Origin of the sequence: Halobacterium sp. R2-5, assembly GCF_011734195.1 — an archaeon.
GTDB lineage: Archaea > Halobacteriota > Halobacteria > Halobacteriales > Halobacteriaceae > Halobacterium.
On record NZ_JAANTH010000002.1, the window covers coordinates 750,117 to 774,273 of the forward strand.

The 24,157-nt window shown below is 70.4% G+C and carries 26 protein-coding genes; 12 read left to right on the forward strand and 14 right to left on the reverse strand.

The annotated features are described in order from the left end of the window. Window positions 1-34 precede the first annotated feature (34 nt). Window positions 35-466, forward strand: coding sequence for a universal stress protein (locus tag G9C83_RS12620; RefSeq protein WP_167246490.1), 432 nt, complete (start codon window positions 35-37; stop codon window positions 464-466). Between the two features lie 25 nt (window positions 467-491). Here G9C83_RS12620 and G9C83_RS12625 read toward each other — a convergent pair whose 3' ends face one another. Beyond that, a complete protein-coding gene (locus G9C83_RS12625) occupies window positions 492-1,499 on the reverse strand; it encodes a sodium:calcium antiporter (RefSeq protein ID WP_167246491.1) in 1,008 nt (335 codons plus the stop codon). A 78-nt stretch (window positions 1,500-1,577) separates the two neighbouring features. After that, window positions 1,578-2,495: an A/G-specific adenine glycosylase gene (locus G9C83_RS12630; protein ID WP_167246492.1), complete on the reverse strand. Its 918-nt coding sequence runs from the start codon at window positions 2,493-2,495 to the stop codon at window positions 1,578-1,580. Between the two features lie 110 nt (window positions 2,496-2,605). On the opposite strand from G9C83_RS12630, the gene G9C83_RS12635 reads away from it, so the two are divergent. The 3 genes from G9C83_RS12635 (at window position 2,606) to G9C83_RS12645 (ending at window position 4,194) form a co-directional block, all read left to right on the forward strand. Continuing rightward, window positions 2,606-3,346 (forward strand): DUF6612 family protein, encoded by a 741-nt coding sequence (locus tag G9C83_RS12635; protein WP_167246493.1) that lies wholly within the window; start codon window positions 2,606-2,608, stop codon window positions 3,344-3,346. A 50-nt stretch (window positions 3,347-3,396) separates the two neighbouring features. Beyond that, complete coding sequence (locus G9C83_RS12640) at window positions 3,397-3,708, forward strand: hypothetical protein (protein ID WP_167246494.1); 312 nt, start codon at window positions 3,397-3,399, stop codon at window positions 3,706-3,708. Window positions 3,709-3,777: 69 nt separating this feature from the next. Continuing rightward, window positions 3,778-4,194 carry a plastocyanin/azurin family copper-binding protein gene (locus tag G9C83_RS12645; protein WP_167246495.1) on the forward strand — a complete coding sequence of 139 codons (417 nt, stop codon included), beginning with the start codon at window positions 3,778-3,780 and terminating at the stop codon, window positions 4,192-4,194. A 6-nt stretch (window positions 4,195-4,200) separates the two neighbouring features. Here G9C83_RS12645 and G9C83_RS12650 read toward each other — a convergent pair whose 3' ends face one another. Both G9C83_RS12650 and G9C83_RS12655 read right to left on the reverse strand, forming a co-directional pair. Then, complete coding sequence (locus tag G9C83_RS12650) at window positions 4,201-5,577, reverse strand: aspartate aminotransferase family protein (protein WP_167246496.1); 1,377 nt, start codon at window positions 5,575-5,577, stop codon at window positions 4,201-4,203. A 65-nt stretch (window positions 5,578-5,642) separates the two neighbouring features. After that, window positions 5,643-6,947, reverse strand: a complete 1,305-nt coding sequence (locus G9C83_RS12655; RefSeq protein ID WP_347877801.1) for a DUF4010 domain-containing protein — start codon at window positions 6,945-6,947, stop codon at window positions 5,643-5,645. Window positions 6,948-7,030: 83 nt separating this feature from the next. On the opposite strand from G9C83_RS12655, the gene G9C83_RS12660 reads away from it, so the two are divergent. Next, window positions 7,031-8,188, forward strand: coding sequence for an AI-2E family transporter (locus G9C83_RS12660; RefSeq protein ID WP_167246497.1), 1,158 nt, complete (start codon window positions 7,031-7,033; stop codon window positions 8,186-8,188). Between the two features lies 1 nt (window position 8,189). Here the strand turns inward: G9C83_RS12660 and G9C83_RS12665 are convergent, their stop codons facing one another. Together G9C83_RS12665 and G9C83_RS12670 are read right to left on the reverse strand one after the other, a co-directional pair. Next, the gene (locus tag G9C83_RS12665) at window positions 8,190-8,438 is read right to left on the reverse strand and encodes a hypothetical protein (RefSeq protein WP_167246498.1); all 249 of its coding nucleotides are present in this window, start codon (window positions 8,436-8,438) and stop codon (window positions 8,190-8,192) included. 2 nt (window positions 8,439-8,440) lie between these two features. Beyond that, on the reverse strand, window positions 8,441-8,719 hold the full coding sequence (locus G9C83_RS12670) for a PadR family transcriptional regulator (protein WP_157502918.1): 279 nt from the start codon (window positions 8,717-8,719) through the stop codon (window positions 8,441-8,443). A 165-nt stretch (window positions 8,720-8,884) separates the two neighbouring features. Here G9C83_RS12670 and G9C83_RS12675 point away from each other — a divergent pair, with 165 nt between their 5' ends. Both G9C83_RS12675 and G9C83_RS12680 read left to right on the forward strand, forming a co-directional pair. Next, on the forward strand, window positions 8,885-9,130 hold the full coding sequence (locus tag G9C83_RS12675; RefSeq protein WP_167246499.1) for a hypothetical protein: 246 nt from the start codon (window positions 8,885-8,887) through the stop codon (window positions 9,128-9,130). Window positions 9,131-9,189: 59 nt separating this feature from the next. Then, window positions 9,190-10,782 (forward strand): DASS family sodium-coupled anion symporter, encoded by a 1,593-nt coding sequence (locus tag G9C83_RS12680; RefSeq protein ID WP_167246500.1) that lies wholly within the window; start codon window positions 9,190-9,192, stop codon window positions 10,780-10,782. Window positions 10,783-11,015: 233 nt separating this feature from the next. Here G9C83_RS12680 and G9C83_RS12685 read toward each other — a convergent pair whose 3' ends face one another. The 3 genes from G9C83_RS12685 to G9C83_RS12695 all read right to left on the reverse strand — a co-directional run bounded on the left by G9C83_RS12685 (window position 11,016) and on the right by G9C83_RS12695 (window position 12,632). Continuing rightward, a complete protein-coding gene (locus G9C83_RS12685; protein ID WP_167246501.1) occupies window positions 11,016-11,162 on the reverse strand; it encodes a hypothetical protein in 147 nt (48 codons plus the stop codon). Between the two features lie 58 nt (window positions 11,163-11,220). Then, window positions 11,221-12,042, reverse strand: a complete 822-nt coding sequence (locus G9C83_RS12690; protein WP_167246502.1) for an alpha/beta fold hydrolase — start codon at window positions 12,040-12,042, stop codon at window positions 11,221-11,223. A 176-nt stretch (window positions 12,043-12,218) separates the two neighbouring features. Beyond that, window positions 12,219-12,632, reverse strand: a complete 414-nt coding sequence (locus G9C83_RS12695; RefSeq protein WP_167246503.1) for a hypothetical protein — start codon at window positions 12,630-12,632, stop codon at window positions 12,219-12,221. Between the two features lie 205 nt (window positions 12,633-12,837). Between G9C83_RS12695 and G9C83_RS12700 the strand changes: the two genes are divergently transcribed. Beyond that, window positions 12,838-13,749 carry a glycosyltransferase gene (locus G9C83_RS12700; RefSeq protein WP_167246504.1) on the forward strand — a complete coding sequence of 304 codons (912 nt, stop codon included), beginning with the start codon at window positions 12,838-12,840 and terminating at the stop codon, window positions 13,747-13,749. 2 nt (window positions 13,750-13,751) lie between these two features. Here the strand turns inward: G9C83_RS12700 and G9C83_RS12705 are convergent, their stop codons facing one another. Then, complete coding sequence (locus G9C83_RS12705; RefSeq protein ID WP_167246505.1) at window positions 13,752-15,047, reverse strand: alpha/beta fold hydrolase; 1,296 nt, start codon at window positions 15,045-15,047, stop codon at window positions 13,752-13,754. A gap of 103 nt (window positions 15,048-15,150) precedes the next feature. Here G9C83_RS12705 and G9C83_RS12710 point away from each other — a divergent pair, with 103 nt between their 5' ends. Next, on the forward strand, window positions 15,151-15,864 hold the full coding sequence (locus G9C83_RS12710) for a TFIIB-type zinc ribbon-containing protein (protein ID WP_167246506.1): 714 nt from the start codon (window positions 15,151-15,153) through the stop codon (window positions 15,862-15,864). Window positions 15,865-15,874: 10 nt separating this feature from the next. On the opposite strand, the gene G9C83_RS12715 is transcribed toward G9C83_RS12710, so the two are convergent. The 4 genes from G9C83_RS12715 to glyA form a co-directional block, all read right to left on the reverse strand. Continuing rightward, a complete protein-coding gene (locus tag G9C83_RS12715) occupies window positions 15,875-16,114 on the reverse strand; it encodes a hypothetical protein (protein WP_167246507.1) in 240 nt (79 codons plus the stop codon). A 60-nt stretch (window positions 16,115-16,174) separates the two neighbouring features. Further along, on the reverse strand, window positions 16,175-17,068 hold the full coding sequence (locus G9C83_RS12720; RefSeq protein WP_167246508.1) for a tetrahydrofolate dehydrogenase/cyclohydrolase catalytic domain-containing protein: 894 nt from the start codon (window positions 17,066-17,068) through the stop codon (window positions 16,175-16,177). A gap of 75 nt (window positions 17,069-17,143) precedes the next feature. After that, entirely contained in the window at window positions 17,144-17,944 is an 801-nt protein-coding gene (locus tag G9C83_RS12725; RefSeq protein ID WP_167246509.1) for a YihY/virulence factor BrkB family protein, read from the reverse strand. A gap of 82 nt (window positions 17,945-18,026) precedes the next feature. Beyond that, window positions 18,027-19,274, reverse strand: coding sequence for a serine hydroxymethyltransferase (gene glyA / locus G9C83_RS12730; RefSeq protein WP_167246510.1), 1,248 nt, complete (start codon window positions 19,272-19,274; stop codon window positions 18,027-18,029). 104 nt (window positions 19,275-19,378) lie between these two features. On the opposite strand from glyA, the gene G9C83_RS12735 reads away from it, so the two are divergent. From G9C83_RS12735 to G9C83_RS12745, 3 genes are all read left to right on the forward strand, one after another. Continuing rightward, window positions 19,379-21,475: a hypothetical protein gene (locus tag G9C83_RS12735; protein WP_167246511.1), complete on the forward strand. Its 2,097-nt coding sequence runs from the start codon at window positions 19,379-19,381 to the stop codon at window positions 21,473-21,475. 75 nt (window positions 21,476-21,550) lie between these two features. Continuing rightward, the gene (locus G9C83_RS12740; protein ID WP_167246512.1) at window positions 21,551-22,369 is read left to right on the forward strand and encodes a DUF5821 family protein; all 819 of its coding nucleotides are present in this window, start codon (window positions 21,551-21,553) and stop codon (window positions 22,367-22,369) included. A 73-nt stretch (window positions 22,370-22,442) separates the two neighbouring features. Further along, entirely contained in the window at window positions 22,443-24,140 is a 1,698-nt protein-coding gene (locus G9C83_RS12745; RefSeq protein WP_167246513.1) for a YcaO-like family protein, read from the forward strand. The last annotated feature ends 17 nt before the right edge of the window (window positions 24,141-24,157 follow it).

Consider the following 24,157-nt stretch of genomic DNA (forward strand, 5'->3'; position numbering starts at 1 on the left):
ACATTCTTCCGGCGGGCCGCCATCAGGTCGACGCATGTACGACGACGTCTTGTTGCCGACCGACGGGAGCGACGCGGCGGACGCGGCGGTACCCCACGCCATCGAGCTCGCGGACCGCTACGGCGCCCGGCTGCACGTCCTCTACGTCGCGGACACCACGGAGTACAGCACCGTCACGTTCGAGAACGAGGTGGTCGACCCGCTCGAACAGGAAGGCCGCGACGTCGTCGACGAGGTCGTCGAGACGGCGTCCGCACATAACGTCGAGACGGTCGGCGCCGTACTGAAGGGCGGCGCGTACGAGACGATTCTCCAGTACGTCGAGGACGAGGGCGTCGACGTCGTGGTGATGGGGACGCACGGCCGCCGCGGCCTCGACCGCGCGCTCCTGGGGAGCGTCACCGAGCGCATCGTCCGCACCTCGGACGTGCCCGTGCTGACCGTCCGGGAGGACGACGAGGGGTAGCCGGCTGCGAGCGTTCTCACCGCGCTCAGATCCCTTGTATCGTCTCGATAGCGCCGAACGACTCCAGAATCATCCACGCGAGGAAGACGGCGTACAGCGCGAGGAAGCCGACGGCCTCGCGGTCGGTGAGTTCGAGGTGCGTCCGAGTGGTGACGACGAACACGAGCGTCGCGAGCGCCAGGAACCCCATCGTCGGCACCGCGACGCGGAAGTCGATGGTGGCGGTGCCCGCGAGGAGGACGCCGAGCGGGATGGCGACGAGGAGGTTGAACGTGTTGCTGCCGAGGACGTTCGTGATACTGGTGACGCTCTCGCCGTTCTTCGCGGCGCGGACGCTGACGATGGCGTCCGGGAGGCTGGTCGCGGCGGCGATGACGGTGACGCCCCAGAGGAACGTCGGGGTGTCGAATGCCGCGCCCAGCGAGAGCGCGGCGCGCACGATTGCTTCGACGCCGACCGCGATGGCGACTAGCGCGGCCGCGAGCACGGCCCACTCGCGGAGCGCGCTCACGTCGGGCGCGGGCTCCGGGACGTGCTCGGCGGCGTCCTGCTGGTGGAGGAAGACGTAGACGCCGTACGTGGCCAGCGGGACGAGCGCGAGCGGCGGCGTGAGGATGGCCGCCCGGTTCGTGCCGCCGGGGACGTAGGTCGCGCCGAGCGCGAACATCAAGAAGAGGACGAGAATAGAGATGATGTAGAACTGCGCGTCCTTGTGGACGATGTCCCGCGTGGTCGTCAGCTCCTCGCTGGAGAACGCCGACAGCGCCGGAATCACGAGGAGGTTGAAGATGGCGCTCCCGACGATGGCGCCGACGCCGAGCGAGAACTCGCCGTGGACGACCGTGCTGATGACGATGGAACTGATCTCCGGGAAGCTCGACCCGACCGCGACGACGATGGCGCCGTGGACGGCGACCGGGAGGCCGTAGTACTTGCTGAGGCGTTCGGCGGCGCGCTCGAAGGAGCCGCTCCCCTTCCAGATGACGGCGGTACCAGCTATCAGCAGCAGCAGCGGGACGAGGAGCGCGGCCATTGGGCGTACCGTACAGTCGACGCTCGGTTATGCGTTCCCCACTCGAAACGAGCGCGGGTCGGAGACGCGCTCCGCCCCTCACGTCGCGAGGCGCGCGACTGTCTCCTCGCCGCGGTCTTCGAGTTCGACGAGGCCGTCGTCGGCGAGGTCCACGAGTAAGTCCCGGAGCCACTCGCGGCCGGTGTCGCCGCCGTAGTCGACGCGCACCCGCGGGCCGAGCTCGTCGAGTTCGAGTTCGCCGTGCTCGCGGAGCGCGCCGACCGCGCGGCCGCGCTTCTGTCGGCGGCTCCCCTCGAACGTCGACTGCTCGGGGACGTCCGGCGCGGAGAAGTCACCGGAGGCGTACGCCGCACACCACTCCCGCCACGGGCAGTCGGCGGCGTCGCAGTCCGGCGACTTCCCGCAGGCCACGCCGCCTAACTCCATGATCGCGTTGTTCCAGACTTCGGACTCGCCGTCGGGCAGCAGTTCGTTCGCGGCCGCCTCGAAGGCCGCGTCGTCGTCCGGCACGTCGAACGCGCGGTAGAGCACGCGCTTGACGTTCGTGTCGACGACCGCGTCGCCGTTGTTGAACGCGAACGACGCGACGGCGTTGGCGGTGTACGGCCCGACGCCCATCAGCTCCGAGAGTTCGTCGGGCGTCTCCGGGAACTCGCCCTCATATTCGTTCTCGACCTGCCGGGCGGCCTCGTGGAGGTACTTCGCGCGGTTGTTGTACCCGAGGCTGTTCGCCGACCAGAACCCGACGACGTCCGCGCGGTCGGCGGCCGCGAGGTCCGCGGTGGTCGGCCACCGGTCGAGGAACGCGTGGAAGGCGTCCTCGACGCGGGAGAGCTGGGTCTGCTGGCTCATCACCTCGGAGACCAGGATCGCGTACGGGTCGGTGGTCTCCCGCCACGGGAACTCGCGGTGGCCGTCCTCGTACCACGCGACGAGCGCGTCCCGCACCGCGTCGACGTCGCTGGGGAGCGCGTACTCCCCGTCCCCCTCGGTCATGGGCGGGCGTAGTTCGGTCGCGCGCTTAGGGGTGCTGGTTCGAGCCGCCGCGTTGCAGCCGCAGAGAACGCCCGCGGCGGTTAAGTCCCGGTCCGCGAAACTACGGGACAATGCGACGAAACGTCCTCCACGCGGTGGCCGTGACCGCCCTGCTCGTGACCGCCGGCTGCACCGGTCTCTCGACGGGTGGCGACGGGACGCCGGACGCGGCCCAGCTACAGGACGACGCGGCGGCCGCGATGGCGGACGCCGAGACGTACCGGATGGAGATGCGGATGAACGTCTCCGCAGGCGGTCAGTCGATGACGATGACCCAGGACGCGGTCTTCGACCACGACACCGAGCGGGCGCGCGTGGACGCGACGTCGGCCGGGCGGTCGACGACGACGTACATCGACGGCACGACGGCGTACGTGAACGCCGGCGGCGTCTGGCGCACCCAGGACCTCTCGGAAGTGGAGCCGTGGAACGACAGCTCGGGCATCCGCCAGCAGCGGTCCGTGCTCCAATCCGCGAACGTCACCGTGAACGGGTCGGCGACCGTCGACGGGGTCGAGACGACCGTGCTCTCGGTCGAGCCCGAGACCGAGGAGCTCCAATCGCTCGTCACCCAGCGGACCGGGAGCCTCGACGCCGTCGAAGTCGAGGACGCGACCTACCGGATGTACGTCGCCAACGACACCCACCGGCTGCGGCAGGTCGAGATGAACCTGGAGATGACCGTCGGCGGGCAGTCCGCGGTCGCCGACGCCACCACGACCGTCTCCGAGTACGGCGAGCCGGTGAACGTCTCGGTGCCCGAGGCGGCCACCGAGCGGGAGCAGGCCGCGCTCGCGCCCGTCGCGGCGTAGTCCGCGGGGCAACGAAAAGGCGTATGCCGACGCCAGCACACGCCTCGGGTATGAGCCTCGACGACCTCGAAACCGACGTGGAGCTGGCGTACGACGACCTCGACTACGAGTTCCTCGACCGCGAGAGCCGCCAGGAGCTCGCGATGCTGGGCGCCGCCCTCGACGCGGACACCGACGAGCTGCTGCGGCGCGCGGTCCACCTGCTGTTCCAGTCGACGACGGAGTCCGGCCGGCTGGACTTCCACCTGCGGTCGACGTACGACGTGACGTACGACGAGTACCTCTCCGGGATGACGTTCGACGAGATGACGGGCGGCGCGGAGTTCCAGCAGCCCGACGACGACCGGCGCTACCAGTTCTGACGCGCTCGGAACGCGGCGACGCGGGCGGAATCCGGGCGAGTTAAACCCGGGACGCGCCGACTACCGGGCATGGGAGACCGAACGCGACGGACGCGACGCGACGTGCTGCGCGCGACCGCCGGCGCCGGCGCGGCGGCGGCGCTCGCCGGCTGTCTCGGTGGCGGCGACGGCGAGGACGACGTCGAAGCGCTGGACGCCCCGGAGGGGACCGAAGTCGTGGAAGTCGGCCCGGACGGCAACTACGTCTTCGACCCGGAGGAGCTCACGGTTTCGACGGGGACGACGGTGCGGTTCGTCTGGCTGTCCGCGACCCACAACGTCGCCGTCACGAGCCAGCCAGAGGACGCCGACTGGTCGGGCCACGACACCATCGAGGACCGCGGCTTCTCCTTCGAGCACACGTTCGAGGTCCCGGGCCGCTACGAGTACGTCTGCACGCCCCACCGCGGCCAGGGGATGACGGGCGCAGTCGTCGTCGAGGAGTAAGAGGAGTTACTGGACGTCGCCGCTGTGGCCGTCGGACGGCCCGGCGCGCGTGACCTTCGAGTCGTCGAGGGCGTCGAGGAAGACGTCCATCGCGACGTCGATTTCGCGCTCCGTGACGTCCAGGGGCGGCAGCAGCCGCACGGTCTTGTACCCGCAGCCGAGCAGCAACAGCCCGCGCTCCAGGCACGCCTTCACGACGGCCTCGCGGCGGTCCTTGGTGTCGAACTCGACGCCGAGCATCAGGCCGTTCCCGCGCACGTCGACGACGAATTCGGGCGCGTCGTCCGCGAGCACTTCCTCGACCTGCCGGCCGCGCTCGGTGACGTTGTCGAGGACGCCGTCGCTCGTGATGGCGTCGATAGTGGCGACGCCCTGCGCGGCCGCGAGCAGGTCGCCCGCGCCCCACGTCGAGGACAGCCGGCCGGTCTCGTCGGGGAAGAGGTCCTCGCTGGCGACGGTCGCGCCGACGCGCAGGCCCTTCGCGGACGTGATGACGTCGGGGTCGATGCCGGTGTGGTCGACGCCCCAGAGCTCGCCCGTGCGGCCGAGCCCGGACTGGATCTCGTCGGCGATGACGGGGATGTCGTGGGTCGCCTGAATCGCGGCGATGTCGTCGGCGAACTCGTCGCTCGGGACGCGGTAGCCGCCCTCGCCCTGCTGGGGTTCGAGGATGAGGTACGCGACCTCGTCGGGGTCGACGACGCCGCGCTCGGGGTGGAGCTTGTCGGCGACGACGTTCCCGCCGGGGCCGTTGGTCTTCCAGCCGCAGTCGCACTCGCCCTCGCAGGCGCAGTACGGCGCCGAGACCACGCCGCCGATCTCGGGGAAGCCGCGGCGCTGGACGGCCTTCGAGCGGTTGAGGGAGAGCGCGCCGAGCGTGCGCCCGTGGAACGCGCCGTCGAACGTGAACGCGCGGTGGCCGCCGTTCGCGTAACAGATCTTGATCGCGTTCTCGACGGCTTCGGCGCCCGTGTTCGAGAGGAAGGCGGTGTCGAGGCCGTACTCCTCGGTGAGGTCAGTGAGGCGGTGGAGGAGCTGCGTGGAGGTCGGCAGGTCGGCGTCCTCGGGCGGCCAGCCGCCGCTCGCGTAGAAGTCCTGCCCCGCGATCTTCGAGGGGTCGACGACGTCGAACTCCTCCAGGCGGTCCATGATTTTCGGGTTGTTGTACCCGAACGGGGCGGCGGCGACGTGGCTCGTGAAGTCCATCAGGACGTTGCCGTCGACGTCCCGGCAGAACGGCCCCTCGGCGTCCTCCGTGATGTCCCAGACGAACTCGTAGACGTACGTGCTGGGGGCCGCGTGCTCGTGGTGGTACTCGACCCACTGCTCGGCCTTCTCGCCCGGGAGGCTCCGGACGCTCGGCTCGGCGGTCTCCCTGTCCATGATACTGCTTGCCCGGGCGGCGAGTAAAAGCTATTCGTTACGGTTCAGGCAAGCTTCACCGCGCGTCAGAGCGCGAGGACGGCCGTCGCCACGGCGCCCGCGACCAGCAGCGCCGCGCTGTACCCGGCGACGCGGTACGCGAACGCCCGGTTGGAGCTGGTCGCGGTGAGCGCGACCTTCACGCCGATGGAGCTCGCGGTCGCCAGCAGTACGGCGACCGTCGCCGCGGTCTCGGAGATGGCGCCCGTGCGGTAGAGCACGATGGCGGACGTGGTCGCGCCCGCGCTCGACACCAGCCCCGAGATGAACGCGGTGGCGTAGAGGCCGGCGGAGCCGAACTGCACCTGCGCGAGCCCGCCCGCCACCACGACCACGAGGAACATCGCGCCGAACCCGAGCGCGTTCCGCATCGAGAACGGGCTCTCGAGCTCCATCTCGACGCTCGTGCTCCAGTCGGCGGTCACCACCGCGACGGCGATGCAGCCCACGACGATGACCACGAGCGGGACGGTCGCGGTCAGCAGGACGCCCGAAGAGACGGTGAACACGACGACGATGAGGAGGTTCCGGAGCGCCATCGCGGCGTTCGCGAGCAGCACGCCCGCGACCGCGTACGACGCCGCCTCAGAGCGCTGGCTGACGTGGTCGAGCATCGTCCCGACGACCGCCGTCGAGGACGCCAGCCCGCCGAAGAAGCCCGTGACGGCGATGCCGCGGCCGCCGTACGTCTTCACGACGACGTAGTTCACGATGCCGATGCCCGCGACGAACACCACCATCAGCCAGACGACGCGCGGCTCGATGTCGACGGCGTACGTCCCGGAGCCCAGCGAGACGGTGCCGGCCGGCAGCAGCGGGTAGACGACGAACGCCAGAATCGCGAACTCGAACGTCGAGCGCAGCTCCTCCCGGGAGAGGTCCCACGCGAACCCGTGGAGCTCGCGCTTGAACACCAGCAGGATGGAGCTGGTGACCGTGACGACGGTCGCCGGGAGCACCGCGCCGACCCCCACGAGCACACCGACGCCGTACGCCACCACCAGACTCACCGCGGTCGTCAGGTGGAGGCCCTCGTCCTCGTCGTTCATCCCCGAAACCATCAGGACGCTCGTGACCGCGATGACGAAGACGGCGCCGACCATCGAGAGGTACGGCGGGCACACGCCCGGCGCGCCGAAGCAGCGCTCCGTGTCCACCTCCGTGAAGATGGTGCCGAGGACGCTGACGAGCGCGAACGTCCGGATGCCGGCGGCCTTCTGGGCCCACTCGCGTTCGAGACCGATGAACAGCCCGAGCGCGACCGACAGCGCGATGCGAACCACGCGGCTGTCTACCGGCGCGTCCGTCAGCGGTTCGATGGCACCGAGCACTCTCCGGACTTCACCGCACGCGGTGAAAAGTCTCGGGGTCCCCGGGGAACCTTTCTTGGTCGTTCGCGTCGCCACTGTACGTAATGGACTTCGACGTCGACCGCGCACGCACCGGCTGGTGGGCGATAGCGGTCGCCCTCGCGGCCGCGCTGGCGTACACCGTCTACTCGTTCGTCGGGACGTTCGTGCTCGGCGTCTTCATCTACTACGCGACACGGCCGGTGTACCGCCGGCTGCACCAGTGGGTGCGACAGCCCACGGTCGCGGCAGTTATCGCGCTCGTGACGCTCGCGCTGCCCGCGATGCTGCTGGCGGCGTACACCACCGCGGTCGGCCTCCAGGAGCTCGACCAGTTCCTCACCGCCCAGGACGTCGACCTCGGACAGGTCGGCACGCTCATCGAGCCGTACCTCGACGTCTCCTCCATCGTCCAGGACCCGGAGGCGTTCCTGAACCAGCCCTCGGTGCAGGACGCGCTCCGCACGACGTCGACGAACGCCCTCGAGTACGTCGGCGTCCTCGGGACGCTGTTCATCCACCTGTTCGCGGTCATCATCATCGCGTTCTACCTGCTGCGGGACGACCACCGCCTCGGCGGCTGGTTCCAGCGGCGCTTCACGGACGGCAGCGGTGTCACGGAGGCGTACGCCCGCGCGGTCGACCACGACCTCTCGACGGTGTTCTTCGGGAACATCCTGTTCGCGTTCGCCACCGGCATCATCGCGGCCGTCTCCTACGGTACGATGAACGCGTTCTCGCCGGCGGACATCGCCATCCCCTACCCCGTGCTGCTCGGGCTCATCACGGGCATTGCGAGCCTGATTCCCGTCATCGGCATCAAGCTCGTGTGGATTCCGCTGGCGGGGTGGCTGGCGTTCGTCGCGTTCCAGAACGGCACGGGGTACGCGTTCGTCACCGTGTTCGTGCTCGTCGCCGCGGTCGTCGTCGACTTCATCCCGGACCTCTTGTTGCGGCCGTACGTCTCCGGGCGGAACCTCCACCTCGGCCTCGTGATTCTGTCGTACGTGTTCGGGCCGCTGCTGTGGGGCTGGTACGGCCTGTTCCTCGGGCCGCTCGTGCTCGTGTTCCTCGTCCACTTCGTCCGGCTCGTCCTCCCCGAGCTGCTGGCGGGCAGGGAGATAGAGCCCGCGGCCGTCGGCGGTAGCGTCTGGACGAACGGCCACGGCAGCGAACAGGCGTCGATATACGACTACGAGGAGGAGGACGAGGACGAGGAGTAGGTCAGCGCGCTTCGAGGCGCGTGCCGTCTCGCGGACAGTAGTCGAACTCGGGGTCGCGCGTGCGGAATCCGCACGTCGAGCACTCGTAGACCGGGGGTTCGGCGTCGTCGCCGCGCCGCCGGAACAACAGCGGAACCAGCGGGACCGCGAGGAAGAGCAGCGCGACGTCGAAGACGACCCACGCGACGACGCTGACGGCGAGACTCGCGAGCACGCCGGCGGCGGCAGTGGCGGTCCGCGAGGAGACCACGGCTACTCGAGGTCGACGTACTGCTGTTCCCACTCGCGGCGCGCGGCGATCTCGCGGCGCCCGCGGCGGGTGAGCGTGTAGTAGTTGGTGCGCTGGTCGAGCTGGCCCTTGTCGACGAGGCCCTTGTCGACGAGGGTGTCGAGGTTGGGGTAGAGCCGGCCGTGATGGATTTCCGACTCGTAGTACTCCTCGAGCTCTTCTTTGATGGCGAGTCCGTGTGGCTCGTCTAATCCGGCGACGACGTAGAGGAGGTCGCGCTGGAACCCTGTCAGGTCATACATATGTCCTGCACTCGTTATATCTTTCGTCTCAGAAAGCATAAGCATGGGGGATTGGCTCCCGGCTTTCCGGGAAGCCGCTATTATCTACCAAGCTGACATGTCGGCGACCGTGACTCCCAGGACGCTCCGAGAACATTTATGCAGGCCGACCGGACACACGCGAACATGGCCGGGAGAGACGCCGTCGACCTCGCCGACGTGTCCCCGACGGCGTGGCGGCTCCTCCGAGTTGCCGCGGGGTTCAGCCAGCGGGAGGTCGAGCGCGAGGTCGCCGGGCTCCGGCAGGCCCACGTCTCCATGCTCGAGGGCGGGAGCCGCGCGCTCTCCGGCGACCGCCGTCGGGAGCTGTTCGCGCTCTACGCCGCCGAACTGGACGACGGACAGGTGGCGGCGCTCGTCGAGCACTTCTGACGACGATAGACTGACTCCGTTAATAATTAAAGATAGGAGCGTAGAGAAGGCGTGTATCAATGATACAGGTAGACGTTCGCTCGGCTCGTGGCCGCCTCGCGGTGTTCGCGCTCGCGGTCGCGGTCACCGCCGCCATCGCGCTCGCACCGACGCCCGCCGACCTCGGGCTCGAAGGCAAGTACGCCATCGCCACCATGGCGTTCGCCGCCGTGCTCTGGGTGTCCGGCGCGCTCCCGCTGGCAGTCACCGCACTCTCGATCCCCGTCTTGCTCACGGGCTTCGGCGTCTTCGACACCCTCGACGGCGCGCTCGCGCCGTTCGCCGACCACCTCATCTTCCTGTTCGTCGCGGGGTTCATGCTCGCGAACGCGCTCCAGAAGTACGACATCGACCGCCGCATCGCGCTGTACATCATGGCGCGGATGGGCTCGAGCCCGCGGAAGCTCATCCTCGCGGTGATGATTGCGACGGCCATCCTCTCGATGTGGGTGTCGAACACCGCCACGGCCGCGATGATGACGCCCATCGCGGTCGGCGTGCTCGCCCAGGTCGTCGGCCGCGACGAACTCACCGAAGCCGGCGACGGCGACCCCACCACGAACATCCAGATCGCGACGCTGCTCGGCACCGCGTACGGCGCCAGCGTCGGCGGCGTCGGGACGCTCATCGGGACGCCGCCGAACGCCGTCGTCGCCGGCGTCCTCAACGACCAGCTCGGCTACGAAATCGGGTTCGCTGACTGGCTGCTCATCGGCCTCCCCATCGTCGCCGTCACGCTCCCCATCGTCTGGTACGTGCTCACGTTCCGGCTGTTCCCGCCGGAAGTCGACGACGTCAGCGACGCCCGCGAGCAGGCCCGCGAGTACCTCCGCGAGGAGGGCGAGCTGAGCACGCGCGGCCGTCGCGTCGCGTACATCTTCACCGCGACCGCCGGCCTGTGGGTGCTCGGCGGGCTCGGCGGCCCCGTCTGGTGGCTGTTCGAGACCGCCGGCCTCGACCCCGACACCGCGAATCTCCTCCACACCACGCTGTTCGGCGGCAGCGGCCCGACGCTGTTCGGCACCGAGGGCGGCTACCAGGGCCTGCTGTACTACGTCATGGTCGGGCTCTACGCCATCCCCGCGCTCGTGCCCGCCGACACCGCCGAGTGGGAGGACCTCGTCGACATCGACTGGGGGACCATCCTCCTGTTCGGTGGTGGCCTCTCGCTGGCGTCCGGGTTCGCGAACAGCGGCGCGACGCGCTGGATCGCGGAGGCCGTCTTCGGCTCGCTCACCGGGCTCCCCATCGTCGCCGTCGTCGCCGCGGTCGTCCTGCTGGTCATCTTCCTCACGGAGATGACGTCGAACACCGCCACCGCCACCATCATCGTGCCCGTGCTCGTCTCCATCGGCGGCGTCCTCGCCGCAACGCTCGGGCTGGCCGAGGAGTCCGCCGCCGTCTTCCTCTCGGTCAGCGGCGCCATCGCCGCGAGCTTCGCGTTCGCGCTCCCGGTCGCGACGCCGCCGAACGCCATCGTCTTCGGCTCCGGCTACCTCGAACAGGCGGACATGATGCGCGCGGGCGTCGTCCTCAACGTCCTGATGACCGCGGTGCTGACGCTGTTCATCTGGGCGCTGTTCCAGTTCGTCTGGCCGGCGTTCCTCTGGTAGCGCGGCCGCCTCTTTTCGCGCGCTTCGAGAACACTACCGAGAACTACGCGAGAACGACGGAACTGTCGCTACGAACACTGACGCAACGGAAAAGGATGCGGAGCCGGGAAAAGTCCGGCCCCGCAGCCGCCCTGAATTGGTCCCCGCTGACGCTTCGGCCCTCCAAAGCGAAGCGTCACCTGGTCCAAAACGGGCTACGATAATAAACCTATCCCCGCACGAAACTACTGCCGCTACATGTGTTCTTCCTCCAACACCCAGCCGAGCGCGCGCCGGTAGTACGTGAACATCTCGCGGACGCCCTCGTGGTTCATCTCCTCGGACTCGAGCTGTTCGACGAGGAACTCGTACTGCTCTCGGACCTCCTCCTCGCTGCGCATACGCGCCGTTGGTCGGCCAGCCGTATCAATGACAGCCACGGCTCGACCGCCGGAGCCGTCACGCCCGAACACCGTCGAGGAACGCCCCCAGTTCGGCCGTGAAGAACTCGGGGTTGTCGAGGTTCGAGGCGTGGCCGGCGTCGGGCACCTCGCGGACCTCGACGTTCGGAATCCCGGCCGCGAACGTCGCCGCGTGCCGCCGGACGAACGGCGGTTCGTGTTCGCCGTACAGTACCAGCGTTGGCGCGGCAATCGCCGCCAAGTCCACGGTCGTCTCGTGGAACGCCGCGACCGCGCGCACGACCTTCGCGAACTCCGCGGTCGTCAGCTTCGGTCCCGACGCCCGCAGCGCCTCGACTCGCTCGTAGTCGCCGCCGACTCTCGCTCCGTGGAGGCGCCGCTGGAGCCACACGAGCGCCCGTTCGACGCGCTCGTAGCCGACGAGGCGGACGAACGGCACCGTCGCGCGCAACAGCAGCGACCGCTGCACCCACTCGCCGCGGCCGCCGAGTTCGGGCGCGAACGTGTCCGCGAGCACCAGTCCCGAAATCTCGCCGGGGTGGGCGGCGGCGTACACCTGCGCGATGCAGCCGCCCATCGAGAGCCCGCAGACGACCGGCCGGTCGAGGTCGAGCGCGTCCACGAGCGCGCGCAGGTCTGCCGCGAACAGCCCCACGGAGTAGGTGCCGACCGGGGACCCGCCGGTGCGGCCGTGGCCCCGTACGTCGTACGTAATCACCTCGTAGTCCTCGGCGAGCGCCTCGACCTGCGGGTCCCACTGGGAGTGGTCGAGAATCGCGCCGTGGACGAAGACGACCTGCGGGCCGGAGCCGCGGCGCTCGTAGTACGTCTCCACGCCGTTGGTCTCGATCTCGGGCATACCCCGACTAGGCGTCCGAGAACGAAGAACCCGCCGCGGCGGCCCCCGGTCGAGCCGCGAGAGCCCGTGCCAGTCGGCGTTCACGAGCTTTTCCTCGCCGCTGCCGACCGCGTCGGTCTCCGGGTCGCGCGCGGCGATGGAGAGTGGCCGGCGGGTGGCCGCCCGCGGGCAAAAGCCTACGGCTCGACCACCCCCGTCGCCGTCTTCTCGGCGGTCAGCGGCTGCCTGCTCGCGAGGTCGACGTCGAACGCGGGGTGCTCGACGAGGTGCCACAGCACCATGTGGCGGCGGCCCGCGGTCAACCCCGACGCCGAGAGGTCTTCGGCGGTGAACTCCACGGGCAGGCGCTCGCAGAGCCGGGCGAGCTCGTCGAAGCAGTCGAACACCTTGCGGTTGCCCGACGAGTCCGCGCCCCGGCGCTCGACGACGTAGCCGCCGTCCGCGCGGTGGATGCCGACGGTGTTCACGAACGCCTCGCGGGCGGTCAGTGCGTCGTCCAGCGAGTCGCGCAGCTGGTCGGCGTCCTCGCGGGAGAGAAGCAGTTCCTCGCCGTCCACGACGACCGCGACGCGGTCGCCGCGCCGCCGCACCGAGAGGTCAGGCGAGCGGTCGGATTTCTCGACCAGCCACGTCGCCGTGGCTTACTCTATCCTCGGCCGGCGCCGTCAGATTCTGGCTCGGCATCGTGTCCGGCTGTTGCGGCCCGTCCCAGTTAACTCTCGCGGTGGGACAGACGCCGGCTGTCCGACCGCTCCCGCCCCGCCGCTTTTCACCGAGCTTCCGGAACACTGTGACATGCCCCCGCCGACGAGCGTGCTGCTGCCCACCGTGACCTGGGCGCCGGCCTGCGAGGAGGTGGCCGCCCAGCTGGCCCCCGAGGACGAACTGCTCGTGCTCTGCGACACCGCCGACGACCCGGTCGCAGGCCGCGAGGACCTTCCCGAGAACGTCGACGTGGTCCTCGCGGGCGAGCCCGAACGCTGCTCCGGGAAGGCGAACGCTATCGCCGCCGGCATGGAGGCCGCCGAGCACGACCGCATCGCGTGGACGGACGACGACTTCCACCACCCGCCGGACTGGCTCGCGACCCTGCACGCGGACTACGAGCGCCACGGCCCGGTCTCCGAGCTCCCCGTGTTCGTCGGCCGCGACCCGCTCGCGAGACTGCTCGAACCGCTCTACGCGGTCGGCGGCACGCTCGGCGTCTACCTCGGCGACCAGGCCTGGGCAGGCGCCGTCCTCTTCGAACGCGGCGACCTCGACGAGGCGACGTTCCTCGCGGACCTCCGGCGGACGGTCAGCGACGACGGCGTGCTCTCCGAGCACGTCGACGTCACTCCGCTGCGGCGCACCCGCCGCGTCGAAGTCGGGGGAACCATCCGCCGGACCCTCGAACGCCACGTCCGGTTCACGAAAATCGTCCACCGCCACGACCCCGGCGGCCACGTCTGGGGCGCGCTCGTGACGCTCGCGACGTTCGTCGCGTGCCTGCTCGTCCCGCTGTACGCCGCCGTCGGACTGACGGCGCTCGTCGCCGGCGTCTACGCCGCGTTCGGCATCCGTCGATGGACCGTCGTCATCGCGTATCCCGCGGCGCTCGCGGCGATTCCGTTCGGCGTGTACGCGCACGTCCGCCGGACGTTCGTCTGGGGCGGCCGGCGCTACCGCTGGCGCGGCAAGTACGACGTCGAAGTCGTCGACGACTGAGCCTACGCGTCCGCGACCGTCTCTACCCACTCCGCGATATCGCTGACGACGTACTCGGCGACGCTGTCGGCGAAGTGGAGGTGCGCCATCGTCGTCGGCTCGCGGCCTTCCTTGAAGTAGTGGCCGACGTCCTCGTAGAACTCGACGCGGCTGCCCTCCGGGAGGTCGAGCGCGCGCCACTTCTCGAGGCGCTCGGCGTGGAACGCCGCGATTTCGGGCTGGACGTCCTCGTCGACGCGGCCGGCCTTCGCGACGAACGTCGGCGCGTCGAGGCGTTCGGCCGTCTCCCCGGGGTGGTACTCCTGCACGCTCTCGAACCACCGACCGGGTTTGCCCATGAACTCCTCGTCCGGGCCGAGTTCGCCCGCCGCGACACGTCGGAACTCCTCCCGCTGGGCTTCGAGTTGCGCCTCCTGTTCCTCGTCGAGGTCGCCCTCCGGGTCCATGCCGTACCTGAGGAACGGCACCGAGACGTCCTCCGGGTCGAGTTCGTTGTCCGCGGCGCCGTCGAGAGAGACGACGCCCGCGACGCCGCCGTGTCGCTCCGCGATGCGCGGCGCGGCCATCCCGCCCTGGCTGTGGCCCGCGACGAACACGCTGTCCTCGTCCACCGGGTCGGCGGCCGCCAGTTCGTTTACAGCGGCCACAGCGTCGTCCACGACGACGGTGTCGAGCGTGTACTCCTCGGCGGGGACCTCGTGGTCGTGCAGACGCTTCTCGTAGCGGAGGACGGCGACGCCCTCGCTCGCCAGCCCCCACGCGAAGTCCTCGAGGATCCTCGTCGCGCCGCCGTCTGTGTCGTGGATACCAGCGCCGTGGACGAGCACGACGCCCGGGAACGGGTCGTCGCCGTCCGGGACCGCGAGGACGCCGCCGAGGTCCACGTCGTCGGCGTCGACGGTCACCTCGCTCTCGGTGAACGCGCCGCGGTCGGCGTACGCCGGCGACTCGTACTCGCTCGGGAGCGCGAAGTCCGTGACCGCGCCGTCCTCGACGCTCAGTTCGAGGACGTGCCTGCCGTCGGCGAACGCCAGTTCGACCGCGACCTCGTCGCCGTCGACGGTCACGCTGTCGACGCCCTCGAAGGCGCCGTACTGGCCGTAGAGGCCGTACCAGAACTGTTCGAGCGCGTCCTCCGCGTCGAGGTTGCCGGCCGCGAGCCCGTCCGGATAGGCGTCGACGACCGCCTCCCGGCCGTCCGCGGAGAGCGCGTCGGCGGCGTCCGCAAACGCCTCGTCGGCGAAGCGGACGGCGAACTCGCGCGCGGTGTCGCGTCGCGCGTCGCTTGCGGGGGCCATGCGCGGTGGTTTCTCGACGCGGCACAAATAGGTTGCCGGCCGGACACGTCGGCGGGCACGCGGAGACGCGGGAGTTTTTCCCGCCGCGGCGCAAGCTACGGGCATGGACGTGCGCGGCGAACGGGAGTGCAAGTCGTGCGGGACGCGGTGGTCGTACTACGAGACCGGGAGCGTGGAGTGTCCCGAGTGCGGCAGCGTGCGCAGCGTCGGCGTCGGCGAGCGGCGCACGCATACGGACGGGAACGCCGAACTCGACCTCTCGGGCGCGAAGCGCGCGGCCGCGGACGGCGACCTCCGCGGCGCGCTCGACCCCGCGGCCGACGCGTGCCGCGAGTACTGCCAGTCTCGGGGGTTCGTCTCCGGCGGCGACCTGCTGGAACTCGACGACACCTACCTCGCGGCCCAGGAGCTCCGGCGCGCGGCGGTCCTGCTCGGGGACGCGCTGCGCCTCGACGACGCCGCCGAGGAGTACGTGCTCGAACTGCTGAACGGCGCGGAGGACGGCCGGCGGCCCGCTCCCGAGCACGTCCCCGAGTCGCTGCGCGCGGTCCGCGGGCTCGGGTACGCGGCCGCGGTCGACCACTACCGGACGGACGTGCGGACGTACTGCGACGGCGAGGTCCCCGAACCCGAGCGCGGCCTGCTGGCGTCGCTGCGCGACCACGCCAAGCGCGTGGAGGCGCTCGACGGCGACGTCGCTCCCGCGGACGCGGAACGCCTCGTCGAAGCAGCGCGAGCGATCAGGGAGTCGCTGGTCGGGGACGACTCGGGCGCCGAGCGGGCGCGCACGCACCTCGACGCGCTCGTCGACGCGTGAGTGGGTCGGGCTACGACCGGACGACGTAGAGCGCGGCGCCGAGAACGCCGACGGTCACCGCGGAGACGACGACCTGCACGAGGCCGCCGCCGACGCTCGCGGTCGCACCGCCGGCCGCCGCCCCGCCCACCGCACCCGCGGCTACCGGCGCGAACACACAACAGAGACTGAGTGCGCCGCCGAGACCGAGCAGCGACCAGTTCGGGCCGTCGTCGACGTCCGCGTCGTCGGCATCCGTCGCGGGCGTCATTCGGATCGATCGACGGCGGCCGCGGGGTTGTAGCTTCGGGTCGTGGCGGGGCCGCTGGCGTCAGGGCAGTTCGACGTCGACACCGGTCTGCTCGCCGGCGGCCTTCACGGTGTTGTACAGCAGCATCGCGCGCGTCATCGGGCCGACGCCGCCGGGAACGGGCGTGATGGCGCTGGCCTTCTCCTTCGCGCTCTCGAACTCGACGTCGCCGACGAGCTCGTAGCCCTTCTCGTTGTCCGCGTCCACGCGGTTGATGCCGACGTCGATGACGACGGTGCCCTCCGAGAGCATCGAGCCGTCGACGAGTTCGGTGACGCCCGCGGCCGCGACCACGACGTCCGCGCGGCGCGTGTGCTCCGCGAGGTCGTCGGTGCGGCTGTGACAGACGGTCACGGTGGCGTTCCCGCCGTCGCTCTTCTGGACGAGGAGGTTCGCGAGCGGCTTCCCGACGATGTTCGAGCGGCCGACGACGACGACTTCCTCGCCCTCCGTGTCGACGCCCTCGCTCGCGAGGAGCTTCTGGATGCCGTGGGGCGTGCAGGGCTTGAAGCGGGCGTTGCCGGCGACGAGCTTCCCGACGTTCTCGGGGTGGAAGCCGTCCACGTCCTTCGCGGGGTCGACCGCGGAGAGCACTTGCTCGTCGGGGACGTGGTCGGGCGTCGGGGCCTGCACGAGGATGCCGTGGACGTCGTCGCGGGCGTTCAGGTCCGCGACCGTCTCGAACAGCTCCTCGGCGGGCGCGTCCGGGTCGATGCGGACGTCCTCGGCGGCGATGCCGATCTCCTCGCAGTCCCGCTGTTTCATCGAGACGTACGTCGCGCTGGCCTGCTTGTCGTTCATCAGGACGGTCGCGAGCCGCGGCGTGACGCCGGCGTCCGCGAGCGTCTCCACGCAAGCGGTGAGGTCGTCGCGGACGTCGGCGGCGACGGCGTTCCCGTCGATGACGCTGGTCATGCCAGCGACTCCGCGCTCGCCCGCCTTCAATTCGGCGGTTCGTGCATACACCCCGGACGTTTCGGCGGTATCTGTTCACGTTCGTGGTTTCCGTGGTCGCTCGGCGAGCACCGCGTTCGTCGCCGCGCCGACGAGCAACGCGAGACTGCCGACGTACAGCCACGTCAACACCAGCAGGACCGCGCCGACGGCGCCGAACAGCCGCACGGTCGGCGCGGCCATGGCGTACGCCCGGAGCACCAGCGCGGACAGCGTCCACACCGCCGCCGCGAACGCCGTCCCGGGGAGCGCGTCCCGGAACGACACGGCGTTCGGGAACACGAGGTACATCGGCAGGAACACCGCGACGAGCGCGACGAACAACACCAGCGGCCAGCCAACGGACACCACCACGGCCGACTGCAGGAACGCGAGCGCGATGCCCACCGCGAGCACGAGCAGGAGCGCGGCGAGCCACGTGAGAAAGACCACGACGACGTCCGCGATGCGCTCCAGCGGCGTGTGCCCGACGTCCTCGTAGACGTCCTCGAACACCTGCGAGACGGTGTGGCCGAGCGACAGCGAACTCCACGTCGCGACGGCGGTCGCGAGCGCGGTGAGCCGACCGAACCCCTGGCTCTCCTCGACCGCCTGCGCGACGACCAGTACGTTCCTCGGGGAGACGTTCGCGAGCACGGTGACGCGTTCGGCCGCCAGTCCGACGTAGCCGCTCGCTGACACCGCGAGCACGCCGAGCACGAGCATCGGTAGCAGGGCGGTGAACGTGTAGTACGCGACGCCCGCCGCAGTCACCGACAGCCCCTGCTCGCGGGAGAGCGCCACCACCGCAACGACCAGTTCGCGCGCGCTCCCGTCGAAGGCGCCACGGTAGGACATGCCCGAGGTACGACACACACCGAGAATAGTAGTCGTCGATTACGCGCGCCCTAGTCGGCGCGTGTGCGCCGCCCCGTTCGGCCTACTCGTACAGCGGGTGGTCGTGACAGAGGCTCTCGACGGTTGCGGCGACCTCCGCGTACACCTCGGCGTCGCCGAGGTTGTCGATTACCTTCGCGATGCAGTCCCCGACCGTCTCCATCGCCTCCTCGTCGAAGCCGCGGGTCGTCAGCGCGGGCGTCCCCGCGCGGATGCCCGACGGATTGAACGCCGAGCGCGTCTCGTCCGGCACGGTGTTGGCGTTCAGCACGATGCCGACCTCTTCGAGGGCCTCCTCGGCGTCGCCGCCGGAGACCTCGGGGTGGGAGTCCCGGAGGTCGACGAGCACGAGGTGGGTGTCGGTGCCGCCGGAGACCAGCGAGAACCCGTGGTCTTGCAGCGTCTCGCCGAGCACCTCGGCGTTGTGCACGACCTGCGCGGCGTACTCGTCGAAGGAGTCGTCGAGGGCCTCCTGGAAGCCGACCGCCTTCCCCGCGATGTTGTGCATCAGCGGGCCGCCCTGCGCGCCCGGGAATACCGCGGAGTCGACGTCGTCGGCGAACTCCTCGTCGCACATGATGATGCCGCCGCGGCCCGCGCGGATGGTCTTGTGCGTGCTGCCGGTCACGAAGTCCGCGACGCCGACCGGCGACGGGTGTTCGCCCGCCGCCACGAGGCCGGTGATGTGCGCGATGTCCGCCATGTGGTAGGCGTCGACCGCGTCCGCGGCTTCCTGGATGCGCTCCCACTCGACCTCCCGCGGGTACGCCGAGAATCCGGAGACGATGATGTCGGGTTCGAACTCCTCGGCGGTCTCGCGCAGCGAGTCGTAGTCCAGTCGACCTGTCTCGGCGTCGACCTCGTACTGCTCGACGTCGTAGAGCTGCCCCGCGAAGTTCGCGGGGTGTCCGTGGCTGAGGTGGCCGCCGTGCGTGAGGTCCAGCGAGAGAATCTTGTCGCCGGGTTCGAGCACGGAGAAGTAGACGCCCATGTTCGCCGACGAGCCGCTGTGGGGCTGGACGTTCGCGTGGTCGGCGCCGAACAGCTCCTTGGCCCGCTCGATGGCGAGCTCCTCGACGTCGTCGGCGAACTCGCAGCCGCCGTAGTAGCGCTCGCCTGGGTAGCCCTCGGCGTACTTGTTCGTGAGTTCGCTGCTCTGGGCCTGGAGGACGGCCTCGCTGGCGTGGTTCTCGCTGGCGATCATCGCCAGCGTCTCGTTCTGGCGGTGGCGCTCGCCGACCAGCGCGTCCGCGACTGCCGGGTCGACCTCCCGGACGTCGTCGTAGCTCATGTGTACACGGGCCGGTGCGCGCGGCATAAGTCTACCGAGGACGCCATAATTCAGTCCCGACTCTCGACAGAAATATAAGCCCGCTGGGAGTACTGAACCACCGCGTGATTCAGTGGGAGGAAACAGAAACCGGCGTGTCGGCGACTGACGCGGCCGGCAACGAGGTGTCGGTGCGGGCCCCCGACTGGCGGGCGACTGAGACCCCGCGGCCGCTCTCGTGGCCGGCGGACGCGACGACTGCCGGCGTCGCGACTCGTCTCTCCGTCCCCGCGGACGACGCGGCGCTGCTCGCCGGCGGCACCGGTGCCGAAGCCCTCACAGACGGCGAGCAGCGTCGCGTCGGCGACGGCGAGTACGTCGTCGAAGCTGGCGGCGACGTCGACGTGCTCGTCGGGTTCGACGGTCCCGCAGCTATCGAGTACGACGACGCCCTCACCGTGGCGTTCGACGGACCGACCCGCGTCTCCGTGGGGTTCCGGAGCGGCGTCGGCGCGCCGACGGACACCGTCACGGTTCCGAAGACGCTGGACGGCGTCGCGACCGCGATTACGCACGCGGCCGCCGCCCACCGCACGACGACCCCGGACAGGTCGGCGCGGGAGCAGCGCTGCCACCCGCCCCAGTTCGAGTTCGGGACCGCCGTCGACGTGCCCGAATCCGTGGCCGCGGAGACGCCCGAGACGGGCATCGAACTGCGCTTGCCGCGCTCGCTGGAGGACCTGTTCGTCGCGGCGCCGCTGGCGTACTACCTCGGCGCCGACGTCACCGTCGACGCCGGCGTGACGCCGCGGCTCCGGGCCCCGGACGCGGACGTGAGCCACACGCTCGACGCGCTCACCGTCGAAGTGCCGCAGGTGCTGGCGCGCGTCTTCTGGCTGGACTGTCTCGTCCGGACGGCCGTCCCGCACGAACGCCGCCGCGCGGTCCCGCAGCGCGACCTCGGCGGCACTCATCTCGTCGAGCACGACTCCCTCAACGAGCTCGGCATCGACCCCGTGGCAGCGTACGAGGCGTCGCCCGCGGAGCGGCTGGCGACGTACCTCGCCGCGCCGTTCGAGCGCGTCGCCGACGACCTCCCCGAGTGGCACCTCTCGATGCACGTCGCGCCGAGCCTCGACCACGTCCGGACGCTGCCGTTCCTCCTCGACCGGCTGGCGCTCGTCTACCCGCCGGAGACCGCCGCGCTGGAGAGCCAGGAGCTCCTGGAGCGCACGCTCGACGACTTCTACCGCGGGCCGCCCGGCCCGGTCGCGACCGTGGAGATGCTGAAGCCGAAACTCCGGGACGGCCGCTGGCAGGGCTGGCTCGCCGACGGCACCCCCATCGACGTGTTCAAGAGCCAGCCAGCGGCCTACCGCAACCACCTCGACTACCAGCGCGAGCCCACGGAAGAGCTGTCGGTCGCGGTGGTGCTCAACGACCGCAGCATGACCGGCGAGCACGAGGCGGTCGCGGACGTCTACGAGGCGCACGCCGAATCGCTGCCGATGGACGTCTCGTTCTTCGAGAACCTCACCCGCGACGAGCTAGCGGACGTGCTCGGCGACCACTACGAGTTCCTCCACTACATCGGTCACTGCGAGGTCGAGGGGCTGCGCTGTGCTGACGGCAACCTCGCGGTCGCGGACGTCCCGGAGACGAACGTCGAGACGTTCTTCCTGAACGCCTGTGGCTCCTACTACGAGGGCGTCGACCTCGTCGACCGCGGGAGCGTCGCTGGGGCGGTGACCCTCCGGAAGGTCCTCGACGAGCAGGCCGCGAAGGTCGGGACGGCGTTCGCGGAGCTGCTCGTCCACGGCTTTCCGTTCGAGACGGCGCTCCGGCTCGCGCGCCGTCGCATCCGGATGGGGAAAGACTACGCGGTGGTCGGCGACGGGATGCAGACGCTGTCCCGGACGGACGGCGACGACGTCCGCGTCGCGCACGTCGAGCGCAACGGGGACGCCTGCGAGGTGACCTACGAGCACGTCGCCGCGGACACCCACGGCTGCTGGTACGAGGTCGACGCCGACGTGGCGCCGGGGCCGCGGCTCTGCGGCAACCCGACCGAGTTCGAACTCCCGGAAGCGGAGCTTTCGGCGCTGCTCGCAGACGCCGACCACCCGGTCGTCGTGGACGGCGAGTTCTACTGGTCCGACGAGGCGGCCCGTCTCCTCGGCCCGGGTCGCCGTCCGCCCGAACCGGGCGAGAGTCGCCGGTAGGCGGCGTTTTCCGACGTTTTACTGACTCTACGTCCGGTAAAATTAAATACGTCGTCGACCTACACCCACGTATAGATGTCACAGAATCTACTGGGGACGAGCGTGGACGACGTCGTCCGAACCGTCCTCGACGCCGACCCCGGCGAGCTGTTCGTAGTGAACCCCGCCGGGGGGACCGTCGAGGAACTCGTCGACGTCGCCAACGCCTACGAGGGGGAGCTCCCGACGATCCGACTGCTCGGTGACGAGCGAACGCTCAAGGACGTCACCGACGACTTCATCGTCGCGAGCAACGCCGCGAACCTCGTGGAGGACGGCTCGCTCGAACTCCGCCTGCTCGGCGACGACACTCGCAGCTCGATGCTCGTCACCGAGGACCGCACGGTCGCGCTCCTGGAGGTCGGCGGCCTCGTCGGCGGTCTCACCACCGACGACGCGGAGTTCGCCGAGACCGCCTACGACGCCGTCACCGACGACTGGGCGGCCGCCGAGGAGTTCATGCTCCGCACGCCCGCCATCGACCGCGTCAGCCAGACGCTCGGCGAGAACATCAGCGCGGACGTCGAGGAGGACTTCGGCGACGTGCTGGCTTCCATGGAGACCGCGCGCGGCGACGGCGACGGCCTCGACGAGGTCACCGTCAGCCTGCTGGTCGCCGCGAAGAACCGCGTGCTCCTCTACGACATCAGCAAGTGGGGCGAGGACGTCGGTATCGCGTCGAAGGCGACGTTCTCCCGCACGAAGACGAAGCTCGAGGACCTCGGGCTCATCGACACGGAGAAGGTCCCCATCGACGTCGGTCGGCCGCGCCTGCGCCTCAAGCTCGCGGACGACCGCCTCGAGGACGCGCCGCCCGCCGAACTCGCGAACGTCGCCCAGTCGGTTCTCCCGTAGCGTCCCCCGCCGAATCCCGTACTGTTTTCCCCTCCACTCCCCACCCCGTAGCTATGCCACTGGAGGAGTCGCCGTGACCGTCGCCGTGGTCGGCGACGGCCCGGCCGTCGAAGCCGTCCGAGCCGCGCTCGCTGACGTCGACGCCGCCGTCGAAGCCACCGGCGTCGCGGGCGTCGCGGACGCGGAGTTCGCCGTCGTCGTCGGCGTCGCGGGCTCCGGCGGGTTCGGTACCGCGAACGAGCACGCCCGGGACGGAGGAACGCCGCTGCTCGCCGTCGAAGTGGGCGGGCTCGGCGGCCGCCCGCTCGCGGACGTCGACGCGGGCGTCTCGCTGCTCGCACCGGAGGGGCCGTGTTTCGAGTGTTTGGCGGCGCGCGTGACCGCGACGGGCCACGAACCGGCGGAATCGCCGAGCGCCGACCGGAGCGCCGTGCGGCTCGCGGGCGCGCACGCCGGCCGCCTCGCCGTGGACGCACTGCGCGGGAACGCCGCCCCCGGAACCGTCCTCGAACTTCCACACGCCGAGCGCACGCTCGCGCCCGTCCCGAACTGCTCGTGCGCAGACGACGGCCCCGCCAGTGACCTCCGGCTGGGCGACCAGGGGCGGTCGCTGGACGAAGCGCTCGCGGCCGCGGAGCCGCTGGTCGACGACCGCGTCGGCGTGCTCACGGCCGTCGGCGAGCGCGAGTCGTTCCCCGCGCCGTACTACCTCGCGGTCGGCACCGACACCTCGCCGTTCAGCGACGCGGAGGCGTCCACGAAGTCCGCTGGCGTCGCCGCCGACTGGAACGCCGCCTACATGAAGGCGGTCGGCGAGGGCTTCGAGCGGTACGCCGCGGGCGTCTACCGCGAAGCGGACTTCGAGACCGCGCCCGTCGACCACGAGGACGGCGTTCCGCCCGAGCGCTTCGTCCGCCCCGAGGACGCCGGCACCGAGGAGGAAATTCAGTGGATGCGCGGCGAACACCTCGCTTCCGGGGACTCGGCGCTGCTGCCCGCGGACCGCGTCGTCTTCCCGCCGCCCGAGAACCGCCCGGGGACGATCACGACGGGGCTCGGCCTCGGGAACTCCGGCGCCGGCGCGGCGCTGTCGGGCCTCTACGAGACCGTCGAGCGCGACGCCACGATGCTGTCGTGGTACTCCACGTTCGAGCCGCTCGGCCTCCAGGTCGAGGACCCGGGCTTCGCCGAGCTCGAACGCCGGGCTCGCGCGGAGGACCTCGACGTGACGGCGCTCCTCTGCACGCAGGACGTCGACGTGCCCGTCGTCGCGGTCGCGGTCCGCCGCGACGACTGGCCGCGGTTCGCGCTCGGCTCCGCCGCGGACCTCGACGCCGTCGCCGCCGCCCGCGACGCGCTCTGCGAAGCCCTCCAGAACTGGATGGAGCTCCGCGCGATGGGGCCCGAGCAGGCCGCCGACGAGGACGGCGCTATCGGCAAGTACGCCGACTTCCCGCGCGACGTCCGCGGGTTCGTCGACCCCGAGACCACCATCCCCGCCGGCGACGTCGGCCCCGACGACCCCCCGGAGGGAGCCGACGAACTCGACGCCGTGCTCGACGCGCTCGCCGACGCCGACCTCGACGCCTACGCCGCCCGCCTCACGACCCGTGACTTGGAGGACGCGGGCTTCGAGGCCGTGCGGGTGTTAGTGCCGGACGCCCAGCCGCTGTTCGTCGACCAGCCGTTCTTCGGCGAGCGAGCGCGCAAAATCCCGAGAGAGTTGGGCTTTCAGGCGCGGCTTGACAAGCCGTTCCACCCCTTCCCCTGAACCTTTTGCGCTGCGCT

Bases quoted from the DNA above. Each gene is read 5' to 3' on its own strand.
- G9C83_RS12620 (WP_167246490.1), top strand. From the start codon at position 35: ATGTACGACGACGTCTTGTTGCCGACCGACGGGAGCGACGCGGCGGAC.
- G9C83_RS12625 (WP_167246491.1), bottom strand. From the start codon at position 1,499: ATGGCCGCGCTCCTCGTCCCGCTGCTGCTGCTGATAGCTGGTACCGCC.
- G9C83_RS12630 (WP_167246492.1), bottom strand. From the start codon at position 2,495: ATGACCGAGGGGGACGGGGAGTACGCGCTCCCCAGCGACGTCGACGCG.
- G9C83_RS12635 (WP_167246493.1), top strand. From the start codon at position 2,606: ATGCGACGAAACGTCCTCCACGCGGTGGCCGTGACCGCCCTGCTCGTG.
- G9C83_RS12640 (WP_167246494.1), top strand. From the start codon at position 3,397: ATGAGCCTCGACGACCTCGAAACCGACGTGGAGCTGGCGTACGACGAC.
- G9C83_RS12645 (WP_167246495.1), top strand. From the start codon at position 3,778: ATGGGAGACCGAACGCGACGGACGCGACGCGACGTGCTGCGCGCGACC.
- G9C83_RS12650 (WP_167246496.1), bottom strand. From the start codon at position 5,577: ATGGACAGGGAGACCGCCGAGCCGAGCGTCCGGAGCCTCCCGGGCGAG.
- G9C83_RS12660 (WP_167246497.1), top strand. From the start codon at position 7,031: ATGGACTTCGACGTCGACCGCGCACGCACCGGCTGGTGGGCGATAGCG.
- G9C83_RS12670 (WP_157502918.1), bottom strand. From the start codon at position 8,719: ATGTATGACCTGACAGGGTTCCAGCGCGACCTCCTCTACGTCGTCGCC.
- G9C83_RS12675 (WP_167246499.1), top strand. From the start codon at position 8,885: ATGGCCGGGAGAGACGCCGTCGACCTCGCCGACGTGTCCCCGACGGCG.
- G9C83_RS12680 (WP_167246500.1), top strand. From the start codon at position 9,190: ATGATACAGGTAGACGTTCGCTCGGCTCGTGGCCGCCTCGCGGTGTTC.
- G9C83_RS12685 (WP_167246501.1), bottom strand. From the start codon at position 11,162: ATGCGCAGCGAGGAGGAGGTCCGAGAGCAGTACGAGTTCCTCGTCGAA.
- G9C83_RS12690 (WP_167246502.1), bottom strand. From the start codon at position 12,042: ATGCCCGAGATCGAGACCAACGGCGTGGAGACGTACTACGAGCGCCGC.
- G9C83_RS12700 (WP_167246504.1), top strand. From the start codon at position 12,838: ATGCCCCCGCCGACGAGCGTGCTGCTGCCCACCGTGACCTGGGCGCCG.
- G9C83_RS12705 (WP_167246505.1), bottom strand. From the start codon at position 15,047: ATGGCCCCCGCAAGCGACGCGCGACGCGACACCGCGCGCGAGTTCGCC.
- G9C83_RS12710 (WP_167246506.1), top strand. From the start codon at position 15,151: ATGGACGTGCGCGGCGAACGGGAGTGCAAGTCGTGCGGGACGCGGTGG.
- G9C83_RS12715 (WP_167246507.1), bottom strand. From the start codon at position 16,114: ATGACGCCCGCGACGGATGCCGACGACGCGGACGTCGACGACGGCCCG.
- G9C83_RS12720 (WP_167246508.1), bottom strand. From the start codon at position 17,068: ATGACCAGCGTCATCGACGGGAACGCCGTCGCCGCCGACGTCCGCGAC.
- G9C83_RS12725 (WP_167246509.1), bottom strand. From the start codon at position 17,944: ATGTCCTACCGTGGCGCCTTCGACGGGAGCGCGCGCGAACTGGTCGTT.
- glyA (WP_167246510.1), bottom strand. From the start codon at position 19,274: ATGAGCTACGACGACGTCCGGGAGGTCGACCCGGCAGTCGCGGACGCG.
- G9C83_RS12740 (WP_167246512.1), top strand. From the start codon at position 21,551: ATGTCACAGAATCTACTGGGGACGAGCGTGGACGACGTCGTCCGAACC.